Source organism: Streptomyces sp. NPDC008238 (assembly GCF_042956445.1).
Classification (GTDB): Bacteria; Actinomycetota; Actinomycetes; order Streptomycetales; family Streptomycetaceae; genus Actinacidiphila.
Window position 1 is genome coordinate 5695 of the sequence record NZ_JBIBGK010000030.1, and the last position, 19928, is coordinate 25622.

12 protein-coding genes are annotated in these 19928 nt (G+C 72.5%); 9 read left to right on the top strand and 3 right to left on the bottom strand.

Features of this window, described 5'->3' with window-relative positions; translation table 11 throughout:
* From ACFZAU_RS35745 to ACFZAU_RS35785, 9 genes are all read left to right on the top strand, one after another.
* Positions 1 to 4207 (top strand): HAMP domain-containing protein (locus ACFZAU_RS35745; protein WP_500555621.1); only part of this gene is annotated, 4207 nt, incomplete at its 5' end.
* Between the two features lie 269 nt (positions 4208 to 4476).
* Positions 4477 to 5157, top strand: coding sequence for a response regulator (locus ACFZAU_RS35750; protein WP_500555622.1), 681 nt, complete (start codon positions 4477 to 4479; stop codon positions 5155 to 5157).
* A gap of 114 nt (positions 5158 to 5271) precedes the next feature.
* Positions 5272 to 7911: a DNA translocase FtsK gene (locus ACFZAU_RS35755; protein ID WP_500555623.1), complete on the top strand. Its 2640-nt coding sequence runs from the start codon at positions 5272 to 5274 to the stop codon at positions 7909 to 7911.
* A gap of 220 nt (positions 7912 to 8131) precedes the next feature.
* Positions 8132 to 8932, top strand: a complete 801-nt coding sequence (locus tag ACFZAU_RS35760; RefSeq protein ID WP_500555624.1) for a helix-turn-helix domain-containing protein — start codon at positions 8132 to 8134, stop codon at positions 8930 to 8932.
* 113 nt (positions 8933 to 9045) lie between these two features.
* Complete coding sequence (gene rimO / locus ACFZAU_RS35765; RefSeq protein WP_500555625.1) at positions 9046 to 10530, top strand: 30S ribosomal protein S12 methylthiotransferase RimO; 1485 nt, start codon at positions 9046 to 9048, stop codon at positions 10528 to 10530.
* A complete protein-coding gene (gene pgsA, locus ACFZAU_RS35770; RefSeq protein ID WP_500555626.1) occupies positions 10527 to 11264 on the top strand; it encodes a CDP-diacylglycerol--glycerol-3-phosphate 3-phosphatidyltransferase in 738 nt (245 codons plus the stop codon). The genes rimO and pgsA overlap by 4 nt, the downstream gene beginning before the upstream one ends.
* Positions 11261 to 11803 carry a CinA family protein gene (locus tag ACFZAU_RS35775; protein ID WP_500555627.1) on the top strand — a complete coding sequence of 181 codons (543 nt, stop codon included), beginning with the start codon at positions 11261 to 11263 and terminating at the stop codon, positions 11801 to 11803. The genes pgsA and ACFZAU_RS35775 overlap by 4 nt, the downstream gene beginning before the upstream one ends.
* A 94-nt stretch (positions 11804 to 11897) precedes the next feature.
* On the top strand, positions 11898 to 12281 hold the full coding sequence (locus tag ACFZAU_RS35780; protein ID WP_089228334.1) for a helix-turn-helix domain-containing protein: 384 nt from the start codon (positions 11898 to 11900) through the stop codon (positions 12279 to 12281).
* A gap of 230 nt (positions 12282 to 12511) precedes the next feature.
* The gene (locus ACFZAU_RS35785) at positions 12512 to 12982 is read left to right on the top strand and encodes a Dps family protein (RefSeq protein WP_500555628.1); all 471 of its coding nucleotides are present in this window, start codon (positions 12512 to 12514) and stop codon (positions 12980 to 12982) included.
* 541 nt (positions 12983 to 13523) lie between these two features.
* Here ACFZAU_RS35785 and ACFZAU_RS35790 read toward each other — a convergent pair.
* The 3 genes from ACFZAU_RS35790 to ACFZAU_RS35800 are packed head-to-tail and all read right to left on the bottom strand — an operon-like array spanning position 13524 to position 19926.
* A complete protein-coding gene (locus tag ACFZAU_RS35790) occupies positions 13524 to 14321 on the bottom strand; it encodes an SDR family NAD(P)-dependent oxidoreductase (protein WP_500555629.1) in 798 nt (265 codons plus the stop codon).
* A 36-nt stretch (positions 14322 to 14357) separates the two neighbouring features.
* Positions 14358 to 15185, bottom strand: a complete 828-nt coding sequence (locus ACFZAU_RS35795) for a DNA-formamidopyrimidine glycosylase family protein (RefSeq protein ID WP_500555630.1) — start codon at positions 15183 to 15185, stop codon at positions 14358 to 14360.
* A 31-nt stretch (positions 15186 to 15216) separates the two neighbouring features.
* The gene (locus ACFZAU_RS35800; protein WP_500555631.1) at positions 15217 to 19926 is read right to left on the bottom strand and encodes an ATP-dependent helicase; all 4710 of its coding nucleotides are present in this window, start codon (positions 19924 to 19926) and stop codon (positions 15217 to 15219) included.
* Positions 19927 to 19928 lie beyond the last annotated feature (2 nt).

Here is a 19928-nt window from a genome sequence, read left to right on the forward strand (position 1 = left end):
GGACATCGCGCAGGTGACGACGGCGGTCGCCAACGGCGACCTGTCGCAGAAGGTCACGGTGGACGTCTCCGGCGAGATGCTGGAGCTGAAGAACACCGTCAACACGATGGTGGACCAGCTGTCGGCCTTCGGTGCCGAGGTGACCCGGGTGGCGCGTGAGGTGGGCGTCGAGGGCGAGCTGGGCGGCCAGGCGCAGGTGCCGGGTGCGGCGGGTCTGTGGAAGGACCTCACCGATTCGGTGAACACCGCGTTCCGCAACCTGACCGGCCAGGTCCGCAACATCGCGCAGGTGACGACGGCGGTCGCCAACGGCGACCTGTCGCAGAAGGTCACGGTGGACGTCTCCGGCGAGATGCTGGAGCTGAAGAACACCGTGAACCGCATGGTGGACCAGCTGTCCTCGTTCGCCGGACAGGTCACGCGCATGGCCCGGGACGTGGGCACGGAGGGCCGCCTCGGCGGTCAGGCCCGGGTCGACGGCGTCAGCGGCGTGTGGAAGGAGCTGACGGACTCCGTCAACTTCATGGCGGGCAACCTCACCTCGCAGGTCCGCCAGATCGCCCAGGTGACGACGGCGGTGGCCCGCGGTGACCTCTCCCAGAAGGTCGACGTCGACGCGCGCGGCGAGATCCTGGAGCTGAAGAACACCATCAACACGATGGTGGACCAGCTGTCCTCGTTCGCCGAGCAGGTGACCCGGGTGGCACGCGAGGTGGGCACCGAGGGCCGGCTCGGCGGCCAGGCGCAGGTGCCGGGCGTCGCCGGCGTGTGGCGGGACCTCACCGACTCCGTGAACGGCATGGCGGGCAACCTGACCGCCCAGGTCCGCAACATCGCCCAGGTGGCGACCGCGGTGGCCCGCGGTGACCTCTCCCAGAAGATCGACGTCGACGCGCGCGGCGAGATCCTGGAGCTCAAGAACGTCCTCAACACGATGGTCGACCAGCTGTCGTCCTTCGCCGAGCAAGTGACCCGGGTGGCCCGCGAGGTGGGTACCGAGGGCATCCTGGGCGGCCAGGCCGAGGTGAAGGGCGTGTCGGGCACCTGGAAGGACCTGACGCAGTCCGTCAACTTCATGGCGAACAACCTCACCATGCAGGTCCGCAACATCGCCGAGGTCACCACCGCGGTCGCCCAGGGCGACCTGTCCAAGAAGATCACCGTCGACGCCAAGGGCGAGATCCTCGCCCTGGTCACCACCGTCAACACGATGGTCGACCAGCTCTCCGCCTTCGGTGACGAGGTGACCCGGGTGGCCCGCGAGGTGGGCACCGAAGGCCAGCTGGGCGGCCAGGCGCGGGTGCGCGACGTCTCCGGCATCTGGAAGGACCTCACCGACAACGTCAACCTGATGGCCAACAACCTGACCAGCCAGGTGCGTTCGATCTCCTCCGTCGCCACCGCCGTCGCCAACGGCGACCTCACCAAGAAGATCACCGTCGAGGCGCGCGGCGAGGTCGCCCAGCTCGCCGAGACCATCAACACGATGGTCGACACGCTCTCCGCCTTCGGTGACGAGGTGACCCGGGTGGCCCGCGAGGTGGGCACCGACGGCATCCTCGGCGGCCAGGCCCGCGTGCCGGGCGTGTCCGGCTCGTGGAAGGACCTCACCGAGTCGGTGAACAACATGGCCTCCAACCTGACCGGCCAGGTCCGCAACATCGCCATGGTCACCACCGCGGTCGCCCGCGGCGACCTGTCCAAGAAGATCGACGTCGACGCGCACGGCGAGATCCTGGAGCTGAAGACGACCATCAACACGATGGTCGACCAGCTGTCGGCCTTCGGTGACCAGGTGACCCGGGTGGCCCGCGAGGTGGGCACCGAGGGCCGCCTGGGCGGCCAGGCGCGCGTGCCGGGCGTCTCGGGCATCTGGAAGGACCTCACCGAATCGGTGAACCTGATGGCGAACAACCTGACCCGTCAGGTGCGCAACATCGCCCAGGTGGCCACCGCGGTGACCCGTGGCGACCTCAACATCCGTACGGACGTGGACGCGGCGGGCGAGATCCTGGAGCTCCAGGACTACATCAACACCATGATCGTCAGGCTCCGCGAGACCACGCTCGCCAACAAGGAGCAGGACTGGCTCAAGGGCAACCTCGCCCGCATCTCCGGTCTGATGCAGGGCCGCCGCGACCTCAACGACGTGGCGGCGCTCATCATGAGCGAGCTGACCCCGGTGGTCTCCGCCCAGCACGGCGCCTTCTTCATCGCGGAGGAGCCCTCCGGCGGGGAGGAGATCGACGAGGGCTACGAGCTGCGGCTGAGCGGCTCTTACGGCTTCTCCAAGCGGACGATGCCGACCGTCTTCCTGCCCGGCGAGGGCCTGATCGGCACGGCCGCGGTCGAGAAGCGCTCCATCCTGGTGGAGGACGTGCCGCCGGGTTACCTGAGGATCTCCTCCGGCCTCGGCGAGGCGCCGCCGGCCCACGTCATCGTGCTGCCGGTGGTGTTCGAGGACCGGGTGCTGGGCGTGATGGAGCTGGCCTCCTTCCAGCCGCTCACGCAGATCCAGAAGGACTTCCTCGGCCAGATCACCGACATGATCGCGGTCAGCGTGAACACCATCAGCGTGAACACCAAGACCGAGTACCTGCTGGAGCAGTCGCAGGAGCTGACCGAGCAGCTGCGGGAGCGGTCGGCGGAGCTGGAGAGCCGGCAGAAGCAGCTGGAGATCTCCAACACGGAGCTGGAGGAGAAGGCGGAGCTGCTGGCCCGCCAGAACCGTGACATCGAGGTGAAGAACACCGAGATCGAGGAGGCCCGGCAGGTCCTGGAGGAGCGCGCCGAGCAGCTGGCGGTCTCGATGCGCTACAAGTCCGAGTTCCTGGCCAACATGTCGCACGAGCTGCGCACCCCGCTCAACTCGCTGCTCATCCTGGCCAAGCTGCTCGCGGACAACGCCGAGGGCAACCTCTCGCCGAAGCAGGTCGAGTTCGCCGAGACGATCCACGGCGCCGGCTCGGACCTGCTGCAGCTCATCAACGACATCCTGGACCTGTCCAAGGTCGAGGCGGGCAAGATGGACGTCAGCCCGACCCGCATCGCCCTGGTGCAGCTGGTCGACTACGTGGAGGCCACCTTCCGCCCGCTCACCGCGGAGAAGGGCCTGGACTTCTCGGTGCGGGTCTCCCCGGAGCTGCCCGCCACGCTCCACACCGACGAGCAGCGGCTGCTGCAGGTGCTGCGCAACCTGCTGTCGAACGCGGTGAAGTTCACCGACAGCGGTTCCGTCGAGCTGGTCATCCGGCCGGCCGGTCCCGACGTGCCGCAGGCGATCCGGGAGCAGTTGCTGGAGTCCGGCTCGCTGCGGGGCGCGGACGAGCCGCTGATCGCCTTCTCGGTGACCGACACGGGCATCGGCATCGCCGCGAGCAAGATGCGGGTCATCTTCGAGGCGTTCAAGCAGGCGGACGGCACCACCAGCCGCAAGTACGGCGGTACGGGCCTGGGCCTGTCCATCAGCCGGGAGATCGCCCGGCTGCTCGGCGGCGAGATCCACGCCGACAGCCAGCCCGGCCGCGGCTCGACCTTCACCCTCTACCTGCCGCTGAACACCACGGAACTGCCGCCCCAGGGCTACCCGCAGCTCCCCGGTGGCGAGGCCGCGGAACTCGAGGGGGCGCCGCCCGAGCCGCTGCACGCCCCCGCCCACGGCCACGTCGCCGTACGCGGGCGGGGCGCGGGCAGCAGCCTGGCGCGGCTGCGCCGGCGTTCGGCGGCGCAGCGGCCCGCGGCGGCCCCGGGGCCGGTCGAGCGCACCGCGCTGCCCGAGTCGTGGGTGGAGGGCGCGCACAGCGACGCCTACACCGGCTTCGCGGGCGGGTTCAGCGGTGAGAAGGTGCTCATCGTCGACGACGACATCCGCAACGTCTTCGCCCTGACCAGCGTGCTGGAACAGCACGGGCTGACCGTGCTGTACGCCGAGAACGGCCGGGAGGGGATCGAGGTCCTGGAGCAGCACGACGACGTCGCGGTGGTACTGATGGACATCATGATGCCCGAGATGGACGGTTACGCGACCACGGCGGCGATCCGCAGGATGCCCCAGTTCGCCGGGCTGCCGATCATCGCGCTGACGGCGAAGGCGATGAAGGGCGACCGGGAGAAGAGCATCGAGTCCGGGGCGTCCGACTACGTGGCCAAGCCGGTGGACACCGACCACCTCCTCGCGGTGATGGAGCAGTGGATGCAGTCCAGGTGACGCCGCGTCGGCGCCACGTCGGGTGACCGATCGGGCAACGGACGGTGAATGTCCATGACTCGGCGTGTGTGAAGAGGTGTGGGAGTGCGGCATTCTGGGAACCTTCTGGTCTCCGCTTGCGTTTCTGCTACGTGCACAGTGACATGGCGGTGACAGGGTGTGGCGGACAGCGGGGTGCGGCTACCATGACCGGCACAAGGACGGGCGGCACTCAGGAGTCGTCCATGGGGGCGGCGACCGGTGCAGTGCCGGGGCGAGGAGGGCGGGCCATGGTGCAGAAGGCCAAGATCCTCCTGGTCGATGACCGGCCGGAGAATCTGCTGGCGCTGGAGGCCATCCTCTCCGCGCTCGATCAGACCCTGGTGCGGGCATCGTCCGGGGAGGAAGCGCTCAAGGCGCTGCTCACCGACGACTTCGCGGTGATCCTGCTCGACGTCCAGATGCCGGGCATGGACGGCTTCGAGACCGCCGCGCACATCAAGCGGCGCGAGCGCACCCGCGACATCCCGATCATCTTCCTGACCGCCATCAACCACGGGCCGCACCACACCTTCCGCGGTTACGCGGCCGGCGCGGTGGACTACATCTCCAAGCCCTTCGACCCGTGGGTGCTGCGCGCCAAGGTGTCGGTCTTCGTCGAGCTCTACATGAAGAACTGCCAGTTGCGCGAGCAGGCCGCCCTGCTCCGGCTGCAGCTGGAGCAGGGCGCCCGCTCCGGCGGCAACGGCGCCAGGGAGCCCGTCGGCCTGCTCGCCGAGCTCTCCGCGCGGCTCGCCGCCGTGGAGGAGCAGGCGGAGGCGCTGTCCAAGCAGCTCGACGAGTCCGCGGACGCCGCAGCGGTGGCCACCGCCGCGCACCTGGAGCGCAAGCTGACCGGGCTGCGCCGCGCGCTGGACGCGCTGGAGCCGGGCACGGGCGGCGGCGACAAGAAGATTCCCCCGCAAGAGTGAAGCGTGTGCGCCAGTTGATGCAGGGTCATCCTTGGCGCACCAGGGGCACGACACGAATGGCGGTATGCGTGGCCACACGTGTCGTGTGCGGGGCGGAACGGTAACCTCACCACCATGGCCTCACGTACGTCCGGCACCGCCAAGAAGGCTGCCGCCAAACCTGCGGCCAAGCCCGCGGCGAAGAAGGCCCCCGCGAAGAAGGCGGCGGCCAAGAAGCCGCCTGCCAAGGCGGCGGCGGCCAAACCCGCGCCGAAGGCCGCGCCGTCCCCGACCGGGGGCGTCTACCGGCTCGCACGGGCGGTGTGGCTCGGCCTGGCGCACACCGTGGGCGCCCTCTTCCGCGGCGTCGGGCGCGGCGCGCGCGGGCTCGACCCGGCGCACCGCAAGGACGGGCTGGCGCTGCTGCTGCTCGGCCTCGCGCTGGTCGTGGCCACCGGTACCTGGTCGGACCTGCGCGGTCCGGTGGGCGACCTCGTCGAGATACTGATCACCGGGCTGTTCGGACGGCTGGACCTGCTCGTGCCGTTCCTCGTCGGGGCCGTCGTGTGGCGGCTGATGCGCCATCCGCAGAAGTCCGACGCCAACGGACGCATCGTCATCGGCCTGACCACCCTCAGCGTCGGCGTACTGGGGCTGGTGCACATCGGCTGCGGTGCCCCCGGCCGCAGCCAGGGCGCCGACGCGATCCGCGACGCGGGCGGTCTGATCGGCTGGGCGGCGTCCGCGCCGCTGGACTACACCGTCGGCGCACCGCTCGCGGTGGCGCTGCTGGCGCTGCTCACCTTCTTCGGGCTGCTGGTGACCACCGCGACCCCGGTCAACGCCATTCCCCGGCGGCTGCGCGAACTCGGCATCCGGCTGGGCCTGGTGGAGGAGGAGGGCACCACGCCGGCGGAGGACGACGCCGTGCCCTTCAGCGACCTGCTGGAGGAGGAGACCGGCTCCCGGGACGGCGGGGAGGGGTCGCGCCGCCGCTCCTCCAGGCGCCGCCAGGAGCGGACGGACCTGCCCGATCTCACGCCCGGCGACGGCCTGGACGCGGTCGGCCTCGCCTACGGCGTCGCCGCCGACCTCGACGGTGCCCTCACCTACGGTGTGCCCGGCTCCTCGGTCGTGGCGGACCTCGTCAGCCAGTCCCTGCCGCAACGCCGGGACGCCGCGGAGGAAGGCGCCGCCGAGGACACCGCGGGCCCCTCCGTGCCCGACCTCACCAAGGCCGCGGCGCCCGAGCAGGGCGCGCCGCTGCCGCCGCGCGCCGAACAACTCCAGCTGTCCGGCGACATCACCTACGGCCTGCCCTCCCTGGACCTGCTGGAGCGCGGCGGTCCCGGGCGCACCCGAAGCGCCGCCAACGACGCCGTGGTCGAGTCGCTGACGAGCGTCTTCTCCCAGTTCAAGGTGGACGCCCGGGTCACCGGGTTCACCCGCGGCCCGACGGTGACGCGTTACGAGGTGGAACTGGGCCAGGCCGTCAAGGTCGAGCGGATCACGGCGCTGGCCAAGAACATCGCCTACGCCGTGGCCAGTCCGGACGTGCGGATCATCAGCCCGATCCCCGGCAAGTCGGCGGTCGGCATCGAGATCCCCAACAGCGACCGGGAGATGGTCAACCTCGGCGACGTGCTGCGCTCGGCGGACGCCGCCGGCGAGGAGCACCCGATGACGGTGGGCCTCGGCAAGGACGTCGAGGGCGGCTACGTCATGGCCAACCTCGCGCGCATGCCGCACATCCTCGTCGCGGGGGCCACCGGGTCCGGCAAGTCGTCCTGCATCAACTGCCTGATCACCTCGATCCTGGCGCGTGCCACACCCGACGAGGTGCGGATGGTCCTGGTGGACCCCAAGCGCGTCGAGCTGACCGCGTACGAGGGCATCCCGCACCTCATCACCCCGATCATCACCAACCCCAAGCGGGCGGCCGAGGCGCTGCAGTGGGTCGTGCGCGAGATGGACCTGCGCTACGACGACCTGGCCGCCTACGGCTTCCGGCACATCGACGACTTCAACGCGGCCGTGCGCAGCGGCAAGGCGAAGCCGCCGGAGGGCAGTGAGCGCGAGCTCTCCCCGTACCCCTACCTGCTGGTGATCGTGGACGAGCTCGCCGACCTGATGATGGTCGCGCCGCGGGACGTGGAGGACGCGATCGTCCGCATCACCCAGCTCGCCCGGGCCGCCGGCATCCACCTGGTGCTGGCCACCCAGCGGCCCAGCGTGGACGTCGTCACGGGTCTCATCAAGGCCAACGTGCCCTCCCGGCTGGCCTTCGCGACCTCCTCCCTCGCCGACAGCCGGGTCATCCTCGACCAGGCCGGCGCCGAGAAGCTGATCGGAAAGGGTGACGGGCTGTTCCTGCCCATGGGCGCGAACAAGCCGGTGCGCATGCAGGGCGCCTTCGTCACCGAGGACGAGATCCACGCCCTCGTCGCCCACTGCAAGGCGCAGTTGACGCCCGCCTACCGCGACGACGTGGTCGTCGGCTCGGGACCGAAGAAGGAGGTCGACGAGGAGATCGGCGACGACCTGGACCTGTTGTGCCAGGCCGCGGAACTCGTCGTCTCCACGCAATTCGGCTCGACTTCGATGCTCCAGCGCAAACTGCGTGTCGGTTTCGCGAAAGCGGGCAGGCTCATGGACCTGATGGAATCGCGCGGGATCGTCGGCCCCAGCGAGGGGTCGAAGGCCCGCGACGTACTGGTCAAGCCGGACGAGATGGACGGAGTGCTCGCCGTGCTCCGCGGCGAGGCCGGTTCGTAGCCATTTCGTGGCTCACTCGTAAGTGGGCTGGACGCAACCGTTGCTCCCGCCCGTACGTCAAGTTAGTGCAGGGGGAAGGCGTATGGCCGACTGTCATCGGCGCCGGGAGAGACGGCAATCCTGATGGCGGACAAACAACGCCCGCCCGCTTGCCCGTCCTTTTGCACACCCCCCTAGACTGAGTCTCCAGCAGGTGGCTACACGCTCGAAAGGCGCCCCCGTGTCCATCGGCAACCCGCCCCCCGACGACCGGATCCCGGTCGGTCGTGCCCTCGCCCAGGCCCGCGTCGCCGCGGGCCTGACCGTCGACGAGGTCAGCAACACCACGCGTGTGCGCGCGCCCATCGTGCACGCGATCGAGCAGGACGATTTCTCCCGCTGCGGCGGCGACGTGTACGCCCGCGGCCACATCCGGGCGATCGCACGCGCCGTGGGCCTCGATCCCGAGGCCCTGATCGAGCAGTTCTCGGCGGAGCACGGCGGTGCGCCCGCCCCGACCCCCGTGGCGCCGCTGTACGAGGCGGAGCGGATGCGTTCCGAGCCGCGCCGCCCCAACTGGACCGCCGCCATGGTGGCGGCGATCGTCGCCGTCGTCGGCTTCGTCGGATTCACCCTCTTCAGCGGGGGCGAGGAAGGCGGCAAGGAGCCGGTGGCGGGCAAGCCGAGCGCGGTGAGCCCGGCGGCCACCCCGTCCGGTGACCGCACGAGCACCGCGCCGAGGCCCGAGGAGTCCGACAGCGCGATCGCGGCCGCCCCGGCGGACAAGGTCACCGTCAAGCTCACCGCCCCCGACGCCAAGAGCTGGATCCAGGCGGTGGACAGCAACGGAAGGCAGCTCTTCCAGGGCAGCCTGGAGCCGGGCGACTCCAAGACCTTCACCGACAAGAGCAAGATCAACCTGATCATCGGCAACGCGGGCGCGGTCAACCTCTTCGTCAACGGCAAGGACCTCGGCCCGGCGGGTGACCCCGGTCAGGTCCAGCGCCTCACCTTCACCCCCGGCGACCCGGAAGCAGGGTGACGCCCGGTTCCACGGGCGCGCACGGCACGGCGGCGCCCGGCGCGGGACACCAGTCCCCGCGCCGGGCGCCGCTGCGCGTCGGAGCCCCGTCAGGGACAAAGTAGGCTGAGCCTATGTCCGAACCCCGTACCGTCGCTCTTGTCACGCTCGGCTGCGCCCGTAACGAGGTGGATTCCGAGGAGCTCGCCGGCCGTCTGGCGGCGGACGGGTGGCAGCTCGTCGAGGACGCCGCCGTCGCAGACGTGGCCGTCGTGAACACCTGTGGCTTCGTCGAGGCCGCCAAGAAGGACTCCGTCGACGCCCTGCTGGAGGCCAACGACCTCAAGGGCCGGGGGCGCACCCAGGCCGTTGTCGCGGTCGGCTGCATGGCCGAGCGCTACGGCAAGGAGCTGGCCGAGGCCCTGCCCGAGGCCGACGGCGTGCTCGGCTTCGACGACTACGCGAACATCTCCGACCGCCTGCAGACGATCCTCTCCGGCGGCGTCCACGCCTCGCACACCCCGCGTGACCGCCGCAAGCTGCTGCCGATCAGCCCGGCCGCCCGGCAGGCCGCCGGCGAGGTCGCGCTGCCCGGCCACGCGCAGACCGCCGAGGAGCCCGCTCCCGCCCCCGAGGACCTGCCCGAGGGCGTCGCCCCCGCCTCGGGGCCGCGTGCCCCGCTCCGCCGCCGTCTGGACAGCAGTCCGGTCGCCTCGGTGAAGCTCGCCTCCGGCTGCGACCGCCGCTGCTCCTTCTGCGCCATCCCGTCCTTCCGGGGGTCGTTCATCTCCCGCCGCCCCTCGGACGTCCTCGGCGAGACCCGCTGGCTGGCCGAGCAGGGCGTCAAGGAGGTCATGCTGGTCAGCGAGAACAACACCTCGTACGGCAAGGACCTCGGCGACATCCGGCTGCTGGAGACGCTGCTGCCGGAGCTGGCCGCCGTCGACGGCATCGAGCGGATCCGGGTCAGCTACCTGCAGCCCGCAGAGATGCGCCCGGGCCTGATCGACGCGCTGACCTCGACGCCGAAGGTCGCCCCGTACTTCGACCTGTCCTTCCAGCACTCCGCCCCCGGGGTGCTGCGCGCGATGCGCCGCTTCGGCGACACCGGGCGGTTCCTGGAGCTGCTCGACACCATCCGCTCCAAGGCGCCGGAGGCCGGGGTCCGCTCCAACTTCATCGTCGGCTTCCCGGGCGAGTCAGAGGCGGACCTGGAGGAGCTGGAGCGCTTCCTCGGCGCCGCAAGACTGGACGCCATCGGCGTCTTCGGCTACTCCGACGAGGAGGGCACGGAGGCGGCCGGCTACGAGGACAAGCTCGACGAGGACGTGGTCGCCGAGCGGCTGGCCCGGGTGTCCCGGCTGGCCGAGGAGCTGACCGCGCAGCGTGCCGAGGAGCGGCTGGGCTCGACGGTGCACGTGCTCGTCGAGTCCGTCGACGAGGAGGAGGGGGCGGTCGGCCGGGGCGCCCACCAGGCGCCGGAGACCGACGGCCAGGTCGTCCTGACCTCCCACGCGGGCCTGGCGCCCGGTACGTTCGTCGTGGCGAAGGTGGTGGACACCGAAGGCGTCGACCTCGTCGCGGAGCCGCTCGGCACGACGGAGGAGGCGCGCAGATGACGGGAGTCCCGGCGTCCGCCGCCGGCGACCACCGGTCCGCACCCGCCGTCCCGGCGACCGCGGTCCGGCGGCCGTCGCTGTGGAACATCGCCAACGTCCTTACGATGGTGCGGCTGCTGCTGGTGCCGGGCTTCGTCGCCCTGCTGGTGCACGAGGACGGCCACGACCCGGCCTGGCGCTCCTTCGCGTGGGCCGCGTTCGCCATCGCGATGATCACCGACCTCTTCGACGGCGAGCTGGCCCGCCGCTACGGGCTGGTCACCGACTTCGGCAAGATCGCCGACCCGATCGCCGACAAGGCGATCATGGGCGCGGCGCTGATCGGGCTGTCCGCCCTCGGGGACCTGCCGTGGTGGGTCACCGCGGTGATCCTCTTCCGTGAGCTGGGCATCACCCTGATGCGGTTCTGGGTGATCCGCTGGGGCGTCATCCCGGCCAGCCGCGGCGGCAAGCTGAAGACGCTCACCCAGGGCGTCGCCGTCGGCATGTACATCCTGGTCCTCACCGGGCCGCTGGCGACGCTGCGGGCGGTGCTGATGGGCGCCGCGGTGGTGCTCACGGTCGTGACGGGCCTGGACTACGTGCGCCAGGCGGTCGTCATGCGCCGGGCCGGGCTCGCGGCGCAGCGCACGGCCGCCGCGCGCCGGGCGGACGGGACTGCGGACGGGACCGAGGGGGAGCCCGCGGACGACGTCCCGCCGGCGCTCCCGGAGGAGCAGGGACAGGGCGCGTGAACGCCGCCGCCGAGGTCCTCGGACTGCTGGAGACGCGGCAGGAGTGGCTCGCCGTCGCCGAGTCGCTGACCGGCGGCCTGGTGGCGGCGGAGCTGACCTCGGTCCCGGGCGCCTCCCGGTCCTTCCGCGGCTCGATCACCGCCTACGCCACCGAGCTCAAGCGGGACGTGCTGGGCGTGGACGGCACGCTGCTGGCCGAACGCGGAGCCGTCGACCCGGACGTCGCGCGGGGGATGGCGGAGGGCGTGCGGCGCGTGCTGCGCGCCGACTGGGGGCTCGCCACCACCGGTGTCGCCGGCCCCGACCCGCAGGACGGGCAGCCGGTGGGGACGGTCTTCGTGGCGGTCGCCGGGCCGACCGGCTCGCGGTGCGAGAGACTGCAGTTGAACGGCGACCGTGCCGCCATCCGTACCACCACCGTGAACGCCGTTCTGACCCTCTTGCAGCAGACGCTTCTGACGGGCCGGGGAACACCCGGCGAATCCCCGGCGGCGAAGGGTAGGGAAGACAGCGGGGGGCAGGGATGTTTGCAGCCCTGAGTGAACACGTCATCGCTCCCCGCACGGCCGGTGTCGGAGGCGGTACGGTGGGGCAAGAAGGTTGCGAATTCGCGGTCCGAGGAGGGAGCCACCGATGATTCTGCTCCGTCGCCTGCTCGGTGACGTGCTGCGTCGGCAGCGCCAGCGTCAGGGCCGCACCCTGCGTGAGGTCTCCTCATCCGCCCGGGTCTCCCTGGGCTATCTGTCGGAGGTCGAACGAGGGCAGAAGGAGGCTTCCTCCGAACTGCTCTCCGCGATCTGTGACGCCTTGGACGTCCCGATGTCCGAGGTGATGCGGGAGGTCAGCGACGATCTGGCGCTTGCCGAACTCGCCGAGTCGGCTGCTGTCGAGTCGGCAGCCGCGCCTATGCGGCCGCTGCTGGGCGCGGTTCCGTCCGTACCGTCCGGTCCGGACGAGCGGGTCACCATCAAGGCGCCGAAGGCGCCCACCGAGGCCGTGGACGTCGTCGCGGCCTGAGCGACACCAAGCAGTTCCCAACCGTGGCCCCGGCCGGTGCGCGAACCGGCCGGGGCCACGGCGTGTCCGCGTGAGGGCTGCTGTCGGTCCGCGGCCGGTCCGCGGTCGGTGTGCGTACCCGTCTGCGTTCCGGTCCGCGTTTGGCCCGCTGATCCGGGGAAGGCGACCTTGTGGCGGGGCCGCCGTGGAGGTGGTCCCGTGACACCAGGCAATTCCCGAGGAGGAGCAGCATGACCGTCGTGAAGAGCACGCTGCCCGAGGCCGACCGCAAGATCGTGGGCGAGGCCCTGCAGCACACCCTCAGCGACCTCATCGACCTGTCGCTCGTCGCCAAGCAGGTGCACTGGAACGTGGTCGGGGCACGGTTCCGGTCGGTCCACCTCCAGCTCGACGACGTGGTCACCACCGCGCGGACCTACGCCGACGCCGTCGCGGAACGGGCGGCCGCGATCGGGGTGACGCCGGACGGGCGCGCCGGGACGGTGTCCAAGAGCAGCAGGATCGACGAGGTGCCGGACGGCTGGATCAAGGACGAGAAGGTGGTCGCGGTCATGATCGCCGGGCTCGACGCCGTCATCCGGCGGGTGCGCGAGGGGATCGTGGCGACGGAGAAGCCCGATCCCGTGAGTCAGGACATCCTGATCGGCCTCGCCGCCGAGCTCGAGAAGCACCACTGGATGTTCCAGGCCGAGAACGTCTAGGCGGTCGGGTCCGTCGGGTCCGTCCGTGCCCCGGTGTCCGTTGCCGTGGGTTGCCTTCGGCCCGCGGAATGTCGCAGGTAGTAGCCGTACGTGTACTCCTTCCGGGTGAACGTCGTGCGGGGTGGGGCGGCGCAGGTCTAGAGATCTTGTGGGCAGGGGATCGCACCTGTGTACGGGGAAAGCCCGGGATTGGGTCCCTGGTGATTCCCGCCGCAACCTCGGGGCTCCGAAGGAGGCGGCCATGCTTGTTCTCCGCCTGTTTCACGAGCTGTGGGCCCGGCGGCCGGTCCGCTGGGCGATCGCTTTGGTCGCGGGTGTGGTGTGGTGGTGGGCCCTGGTGAGGCTCGTCGTCCAACCCGCGCAGGCAGGCTCCTTCGAGGGCCTGGTCGTCGCCGGGGGCTGGGGACTCAGCATCGTCCCCCTGCACACGGCGAGGTGGTCACGAGGATCGTCATCCGCCCGCCGGGCGGCCGTCCGTGAGGTTGAGGGCCCGGCGCCGGGAGGGTTGCCGGGAAGACTCCCAGGACCCCGAAGTCAGTCACTACCAGGGCATGACGACGCCCCCGTTGGGGCGCAGGATCTGGCCGGTCGTGAAGGCTGAGGCGTCGGAGGCCAGGAAGAGCACGGTGTGCGCCACGTCCAGCGGGTCGCCCACACGGCCCAGGGGCGCGGCGCGCACCAGCGCCTCCTTGGCGCGGGCCTGGGCACGCTCGTCGAAGCGGCCGTCCGGGCCGGTGCCGTAGTGGCTCGTCATCGGCGTGCGGACGAAGCCGGGCGCCACGGCGTTGGCCCGGACCCCGCGGGGCCCCAGCTCCGTGGCCAGGGTCCGGGTGAGCTGGACGACGGCGGCCTTGGAGACGCTGTAGCAGAGCAGCCCGCGGGCGCCGGTGTCGATGGCGCCGGAGGCCATGGTGACGATGCTGCCGGCACCGCGCTCGGCCATCGGGCGGGCGGCCTCGCGGGCGCAGTGCAGCACGCCCTTGAAGTTCACCGACAGCACCCGGTCCAGGTCGGCGTCGTCGGTCTCCAGGACGGTGCTGGAGTGCATGACGCCGGCGATGGCCGCCAGTACGTCCAGCCGGCCGTGGGCGGCCACGGTGGCCTCGACGGCCTCCGCCACCTGCGCGCGGTCGGTGACGTCCACGGTGCGGGCCTCCGCCGTGCCGCCGGCCTTCACGGCCAGCTCGGCGGTGTGCCGGACGCCGGGCCCGTCCACGTCCGCGCAGACGACGGTGGCCCCGGCCTGGGCCAGCAGCAGCGCCGAGGCCCTTCCGATCCCGCCGGCGGCGCCGGTGACCAGGACGGTGCGCCCGGTGAGGTCGTACGCCGGTACGGTCATGCGGCGACGGTACGACCGGATCTGACGGGCCGTCAATCAGTGTGACCGCGGCCCCGGGGCGGCCGCGGGCGCCGGTGCGGGACCGCGCTGGCAGCGCGGGCACCAGTACGTCACCCGGGTCTGGCCGGTCGGCCCCAGTTCGGCGACGCGGATCGCCGTCCCGCAGCGCAGGCACTCGTGCCGGCCGCGGCCGTACACCCAGTGCGTCCGGCCGCGCCGGGTGTCGCCGGTGGTGATGTGGCCGTGCCGGGTCTTGTTGGCCTGCAGCAGTTTCCTGGCGAGCTCGACCATCCGCTCGGGCTCGGCGACCTCGCCGACCGGCATCCAGGGCGTGACGCCGCGCAGGAAGCACAACTCGCACTTGTAGACGTTGCCTATGCCGGCGAGATTGCGCTGGTCCAGCAGCGCGTCCCCGACCGGCCGCGCCGGGTCGGCGGTCAGCCGGCGCAGCGCCTCCTGCGGATCCCAGTCCGGGCCGAGCAGATCCGGGCCGAGGTGGCCGACCGCCCGGTCCTCCTCGGTGGTGCGCAGCAGCTCCAGGACGGGCAGCCGGTAACCGACCGCGACCCGCTCGGCGTTGGCGAGGACCGCCCTGACCTGGTGGTCGGGGCCGCCCCGCCAGCGCTCACCGGGCGCGTACAACTGCCAGGAACCGTCCATGCGCAGGTGCGAGTGGAGGCTCAGCCCGCCCTCGACCCGGATCAGCAGGTGCTTGCCGCGGGCCACGACCTCCTCCACACGGCGTCCCGACAGGTCGGCCGTCGCCAGGCGCGGCACGCGCAGATCGGCCCGGAGCAGCACGTGCCCCGCCAGCGCCCAGTGCAGTCGGTGCGCGGCCAGCCAGATCGTGTCGCCCTCGGGCACGGATCCCCCTGTTCCTGTCTGTGGTTCCCGGTCAGGCCCGCAGCCGCAGGCCGCGGGGTGTCGCGTGGAAGCCGGCCGCCTCCAGGGCGCGGCCGAGCACCGAGGTGAGAGCGGACTCGCCGTTGGTGCGCTCCACCGTGAGCCGGCCGAGCGCGCCGTCCCGTACGGCCAGGGCGAGCGCGTCGGCGGCCGCCTGCAGCCGCTCCGCGTCCGCGCCGCCGCCTCCCCCTCCGTCGCCCTCCGCCCCGGACGGGCCGGGCCAGGCCAGCAGTGTCTTGCCGCCGCGCTCCACGTACAGCGTGAGCTCCCCGTCGACCAGGACGACCAAGGCCCCCGCCTTGCGTCCAGGCCGGTGGGTCACCCCCGCGGGCTGCTCGGGCCAGGGCAGGGCGGCACCGTAGGCGTTGGCCGGATCGGCGGCGGCCAGCACCACGGTGCGGGCCTTGTCGTGCCGCGCGTCGTCGCGATCCCGCGCGTTGCTGATGGCCCGCAGGCGGTCCACAGCCCCGTCCATCGCGAACTGGGCCGCGCCCAGGCCCTCCACGACGTAGCCGCGGCGCGCCTGGCCGGTCTCCTCGAAGGCCGACAGCACGCGGTACGCGGCCGAGAAGCCGCCCTCCACGCCCTCGGCGGCCACCGCGCCCCGGGTGACCACGCCGTGCCGGTCGAGCAGGGTGTGGGTGAGCGCGTGCGCCCGGTGCGTCGCGTCGGACTCCACGGCCGGCACCAGGGACCAGCGACCGGCGGTCGTCGGCGGGCCGCCCCGCGAGGCCGTCACCCGGGGCGCGGGGCGGCCGGTACGGGCCGTGAAGGCGCCGTAGCGGCCGCGGGGCACCGCGCGCGGCGCCCGGTGCGCGGTGGAGCCCGCCGTACGGCCGGAGCCGAGCAGGGCTCGCAGCGGCGCGAGGGTGTCGTTGGTCAGCCGGCCCGACCAGGCCAGCTCCCAGACCACCTCGGCGAGTTCCGGATCGGACAGCTCGTGCCCGGCGGCGCGGACCTGTTCGGAGAGCTGCCGGAAGAACAGTCCGTAGCCGCCGGAGAGCCCGTCCAGGACGGCGTGGTGCACCGGGGAGAGCTCCAGGGGCTGCGGCTGGGGCAGCAGCAGGGGGGCGGTGTCGGCGAGGTACAGCGCCAGCCAGCCGTCCTTGCCCTGCAGGGCGCCGGCCCCGGCCCACACGATCTCGCCCGCCGAGGTGAGCTCGTCCAGCATCGCCGGGGTGTAGTCCGCCACGCGGGCCGGCAGGACGAGCTTCTCCAGGGCCGAGGCGGGCACCGCGGCGCCCTGGAGCTGCTCCACGGCCCGCACCAGGCCGTCGACGCCGCGCAGGCCGTGCGTGCCCACATGCTGCCACTGCGGCAGGAAGGTGGCCAGGGTGGTCGGCGGCACGGGTTCCAGTTCGTGCCGCAGCGCCGCCAGCGAGCGCCGCCGCAGCCGCCGCAGCACGCCGGCGTCGCACCACTCGTGGCCCGCGCCGCCCGGCCGGAACTCACCCTGGACGACCCGGCCGGACGCGGCGAGCCGGTGCAGGGTGCCGTCGGCGACGGCGGTGCCCAGACCGAAGCGGTGGGCGGCCTCGGCCGAGGTGAACGGGCCGTGGGTACGGGCGTAGCGGGCCAGCAGATCCGCCAGGGGGTCCTTGACGGGCTCGGTGAAGGCCTCCGGCACCCCGACGGGCAGCGCGGTGCCGAGCGCGTCCCGCAGCCGCCCGGCGTCCTCCACGGCGGCCCAGCGGTCGGCGCCCGCGACACGGACCCTGATCGCCCGGCGCGCCCCCTCCAGCCCGGCCGCCCAGCCCGGCTCCGCTCCGCGCACCGCCAGCTCGGCGTCGTCCAGCGGGCCCAGCACCCGCAGCAGGTCGGCGACGCCCTCGGGGCCCTTGATCCGCCGGTCCTCGGTGAGCCACTGCAGCTCGCTCTCCAGCTCCACCATGACGTCGGCGTCGAGCAGTTCACGCAGCTCGGCCTGGCCCAGCAGCTCCGCGAGCAGCCGGGAGTCCAGCGAGAGCGCCGCGGCGCGCCGCTCGGCCAGCGGCGAGTCGCCCTCGTACAGGAACTGCGCGACGTAACCGAAGAGCAGCGACTTGGCGAACGGCGACGGCTCGGGCGTCGTCACCTCGACCAGCCGCACCTTGCGGGACTCGATGTCGCCCATCAGCTCGACCAGCCCGGGGACGTCGAAGACGTCCTGCAGGCACTCGCGGACGGCCTCCAGCACGATCGGGAACGAACCGAACTCCGAGGCCACCTGGAGCAACTGCGCGGCCCGCTGGCGCTGCTGCCACAGCGGGGTGCGCCGGCCCGGGTCGCGGCGGGGCAGCAGCAGCGCCCGGGCCGCGCACTCCCGGAAGCGGGACGCGAACAACGCGGAACCGCCGACCTGGTCGGTGACCAGTTGTTCCACCTCGCCCTTGTCGAAGGCGACGTCCGCGGCACCGACCGGTGACTGCTCCGTGTCGTACTCGGCGCCCTGCCGGGCCGGGTCCACGTCCAGCAGGTCAAGGCCCATCAGGTCCGCGTCCGGCAGGCGCAGCACGATGCCGTCGTCGGCGTGCATCACCTGCGCGTCGAAGCCGTACCGCTCACCGAGCCGGGCGCCCAGCGCGAGCGCCCACGGGGCGTGGACCTGGGCGCCGAAGGGGGAGTGGACGACCACCCGCCAGTCGCCCAGCTCGTCGCGGAAGCGCTCCACCACGATGGTGCGGTCGTCGGGTACGTGGCCGCAGGCCTTGCGCTGTTCCTCCAGGTAGGCCAGCACATTGTCGACCGCCCACGGGTCGAGGCCCGCCGCGGCCAGCCGTGCCCGGCCCTTCTCCGGCGCCAGGGCGGCGACCTCGCGCAGGAAGGCGCCGAGCGCGCGGCCCAGCTCCAGCGGACGGCCGAGCTGGTCGCCCTTCCAGAACGGCAGCCGCCCCGGCACGCCCGGGGCGGGCGAGACCAGCACCCGGTCGCGGGTGATGTCCTCGATCCGCCACGAGGTCGTGCCCAGGGTGAAGACGTCGCCCACCCGGGACTCGTAGACCATCTCCTCGTCCAGCTCGCCGACCCGGCCGCCGCCCTTCTTCGGGTCGGCGCCGGCCAGGAAAACCCCGAACAGCCCGCGGTCGGGGATCGTGCCGCCCGAGGTGACCGCCAGACGCTGCGCGCCCGGCCGGCCCGTCACGGTGTTCGCCACCCGGTCCCACACCAAGCGCGGGCGCAGCTCGGCGAAGGCGTCGGACGGGTAGCGCCCGGCCAGCATGTCCAGCACCGCGGCGAACGCCGAGTGCGGAAGCGCCGCGAAGGGCGCGGCCCGGCGCACCACCGCCAGCAGTTCGTCGACGTCCCACGTGTCCAGCGCCGTCATCGCGACCAGTTGCTGCGCCAGGACGTCCAGGGGATTGGCCGGCACGCGCAGCGCCTCGATCGCGCCCTCCCGCATCCGCTCCGTGACGACCGCCGACTGCACCAGGTCGCCGCGGTACTTGGGGAAGACCACGCCCGTCGAGACCGCCCCCACCTGATGCCCGGCCCGGCCCACCCGCTGCAGCCCGGACGCCACCGACGGCGGCGACTCCACCTGCACGACCAGGTCGACCGCACCCATGTCGATGCCCAGCTCCAGGCTGGACGTGGCGACGACGGCCGGCAGCCGCCCGGCCTTGAGGTCCTCCTCGACCAGGGCGCGCTGCTCCTTGGAGACCGAGCCGTGGTGCGCCCTGGCCAGCACCGGCGGCGCCCCCTGCGCCGCACCCGACTGCGCCATGATCTCCGCGGGCGGCGCCCCCTCGGGCAGGGGCTCGCCGGTGGCCCGCTCGTACGCGATCTCGTTGAGCCGGTTGCACAACCGCTCGGCCAGACGGCGCGAGTTGGCGAAGACGATGGTGGAGCGGTGGTCCTGCACCAGGTCGGCGATGCGCTCCTCGACGTGCGGCCAGATCGACGGCCGCGGGTCGTCGCCCTCGGTGGCAGGGGAGCCGCCGAGCTCGCCCAGGTCCTCGACGGGGACGACCACCGACAGGTCGAACTCCTTCTGCGACGGCGGCTGGACGACCGTCACCTTGCGCTGCGGCGACAGGAAGCGCGCCACTTCGTCCACCGGGCGGACCGTCGCCGACAGGCCGATCCGCCGCGCGGGGCGCTCCAGCAGCTCGTCCAGCCGCTCCAGCGACAGCGCCAGATGCGCGCCCCGCTTCGTTCCGGCGACGGCGTGCACCTCGTCCAGGATCACGGTCTCGACGCCGCGCAACGACTCCCTCGTCGAGGAGGTCAGCATCAGGAACAGCGACTCGGGGGTCGTGATCAGGATGTCCGGCGGCCGGGTCGCGAGCGCGCGCCGCTCGGCGGCCGGGGTGTCGCCCGAGCGGATCCCCACCCGCACCTCCGGCTCCGGCAGCCCCAGCCGTACGGACTCGTGCCGCAGACCGGTCAGCGGGCTGCGCAGGTTCCGCTCCACGTCGACGGCGAGGGCCTTCAGCGGCGACACGTACAGCACGCGGCAGCGGCGCTTGGCCTCGGCGGGCGGTGGCGTCGACGCCAGCCGGTCCAGGGCGGCGAGGAACGCCGCGAGCGTCTTCCCGGAGCCGGTGGGGGCCACCACGAGCACGTCCGACCCGCCGGCGATCGCCCGCCACGCCCCCGCCTGGGCGGCGGTGGGCGCGTTGAAGGCCCCCGTGAACCACGCACGCGTGGCGGGGGCGAACACGTCGAGGGCCCCCGCGGGATCCTGCTCCTGCGGGGTGCCTCCGGTGCTCCGTCGCGACATGC

Bases quoted from the DNA above. Each gene is read 5' to 3' on its own strand.
- ACFZAU_RS35780 (WP_089228334.1), top strand. From the start codon at position 11,898: ATGATTCTGCTCCGTCGCCTGCTCGGTGACGTGCTGCGTCGGCAGCGC.
- ACFZAU_RS35750 (WP_500555622.1), top strand. From the start codon at position 4,477: ATGGTGCAGAAGGCCAAGATCCTCCTGGTCGATGACCGGCCGGAGAAT.
- pgsA (WP_500555626.1), top strand. From the start codon at position 10,527: ATGACGGGAGTCCCGGCGTCCGCCGCCGGCGACCACCGGTCCGCACCC.
- ACFZAU_RS35790 (WP_500555629.1), bottom strand. From the start codon at position 14,321: ATGACCGTACCGGCGTACGACCTCACCGGGCGCACCGTCCTGGTCACC.
- ACFZAU_RS35800 (WP_500555631.1), bottom strand. From the start codon at position 19,926: ATGTCGCGACGGAGCACCGGAGGCACCCCGCAGGAGCAGGATCCCGCG.
- ACFZAU_RS35785 (WP_500555628.1), top strand. From the start codon at position 12,512: ATGACCGTCGTGAAGAGCACGCTGCCCGAGGCCGACCGCAAGATCGTG.
- ACFZAU_RS35755 (WP_500555623.1), top strand. From the start codon at position 5,272: ATGGCCTCACGTACGTCCGGCACCGCCAAGAAGGCTGCCGCCAAACCT.
- rimO (WP_500555625.1), top strand. From the start codon at position 9,046: ATGTCCGAACCCCGTACCGTCGCTCTTGTCACGCTCGGCTGCGCCCGT.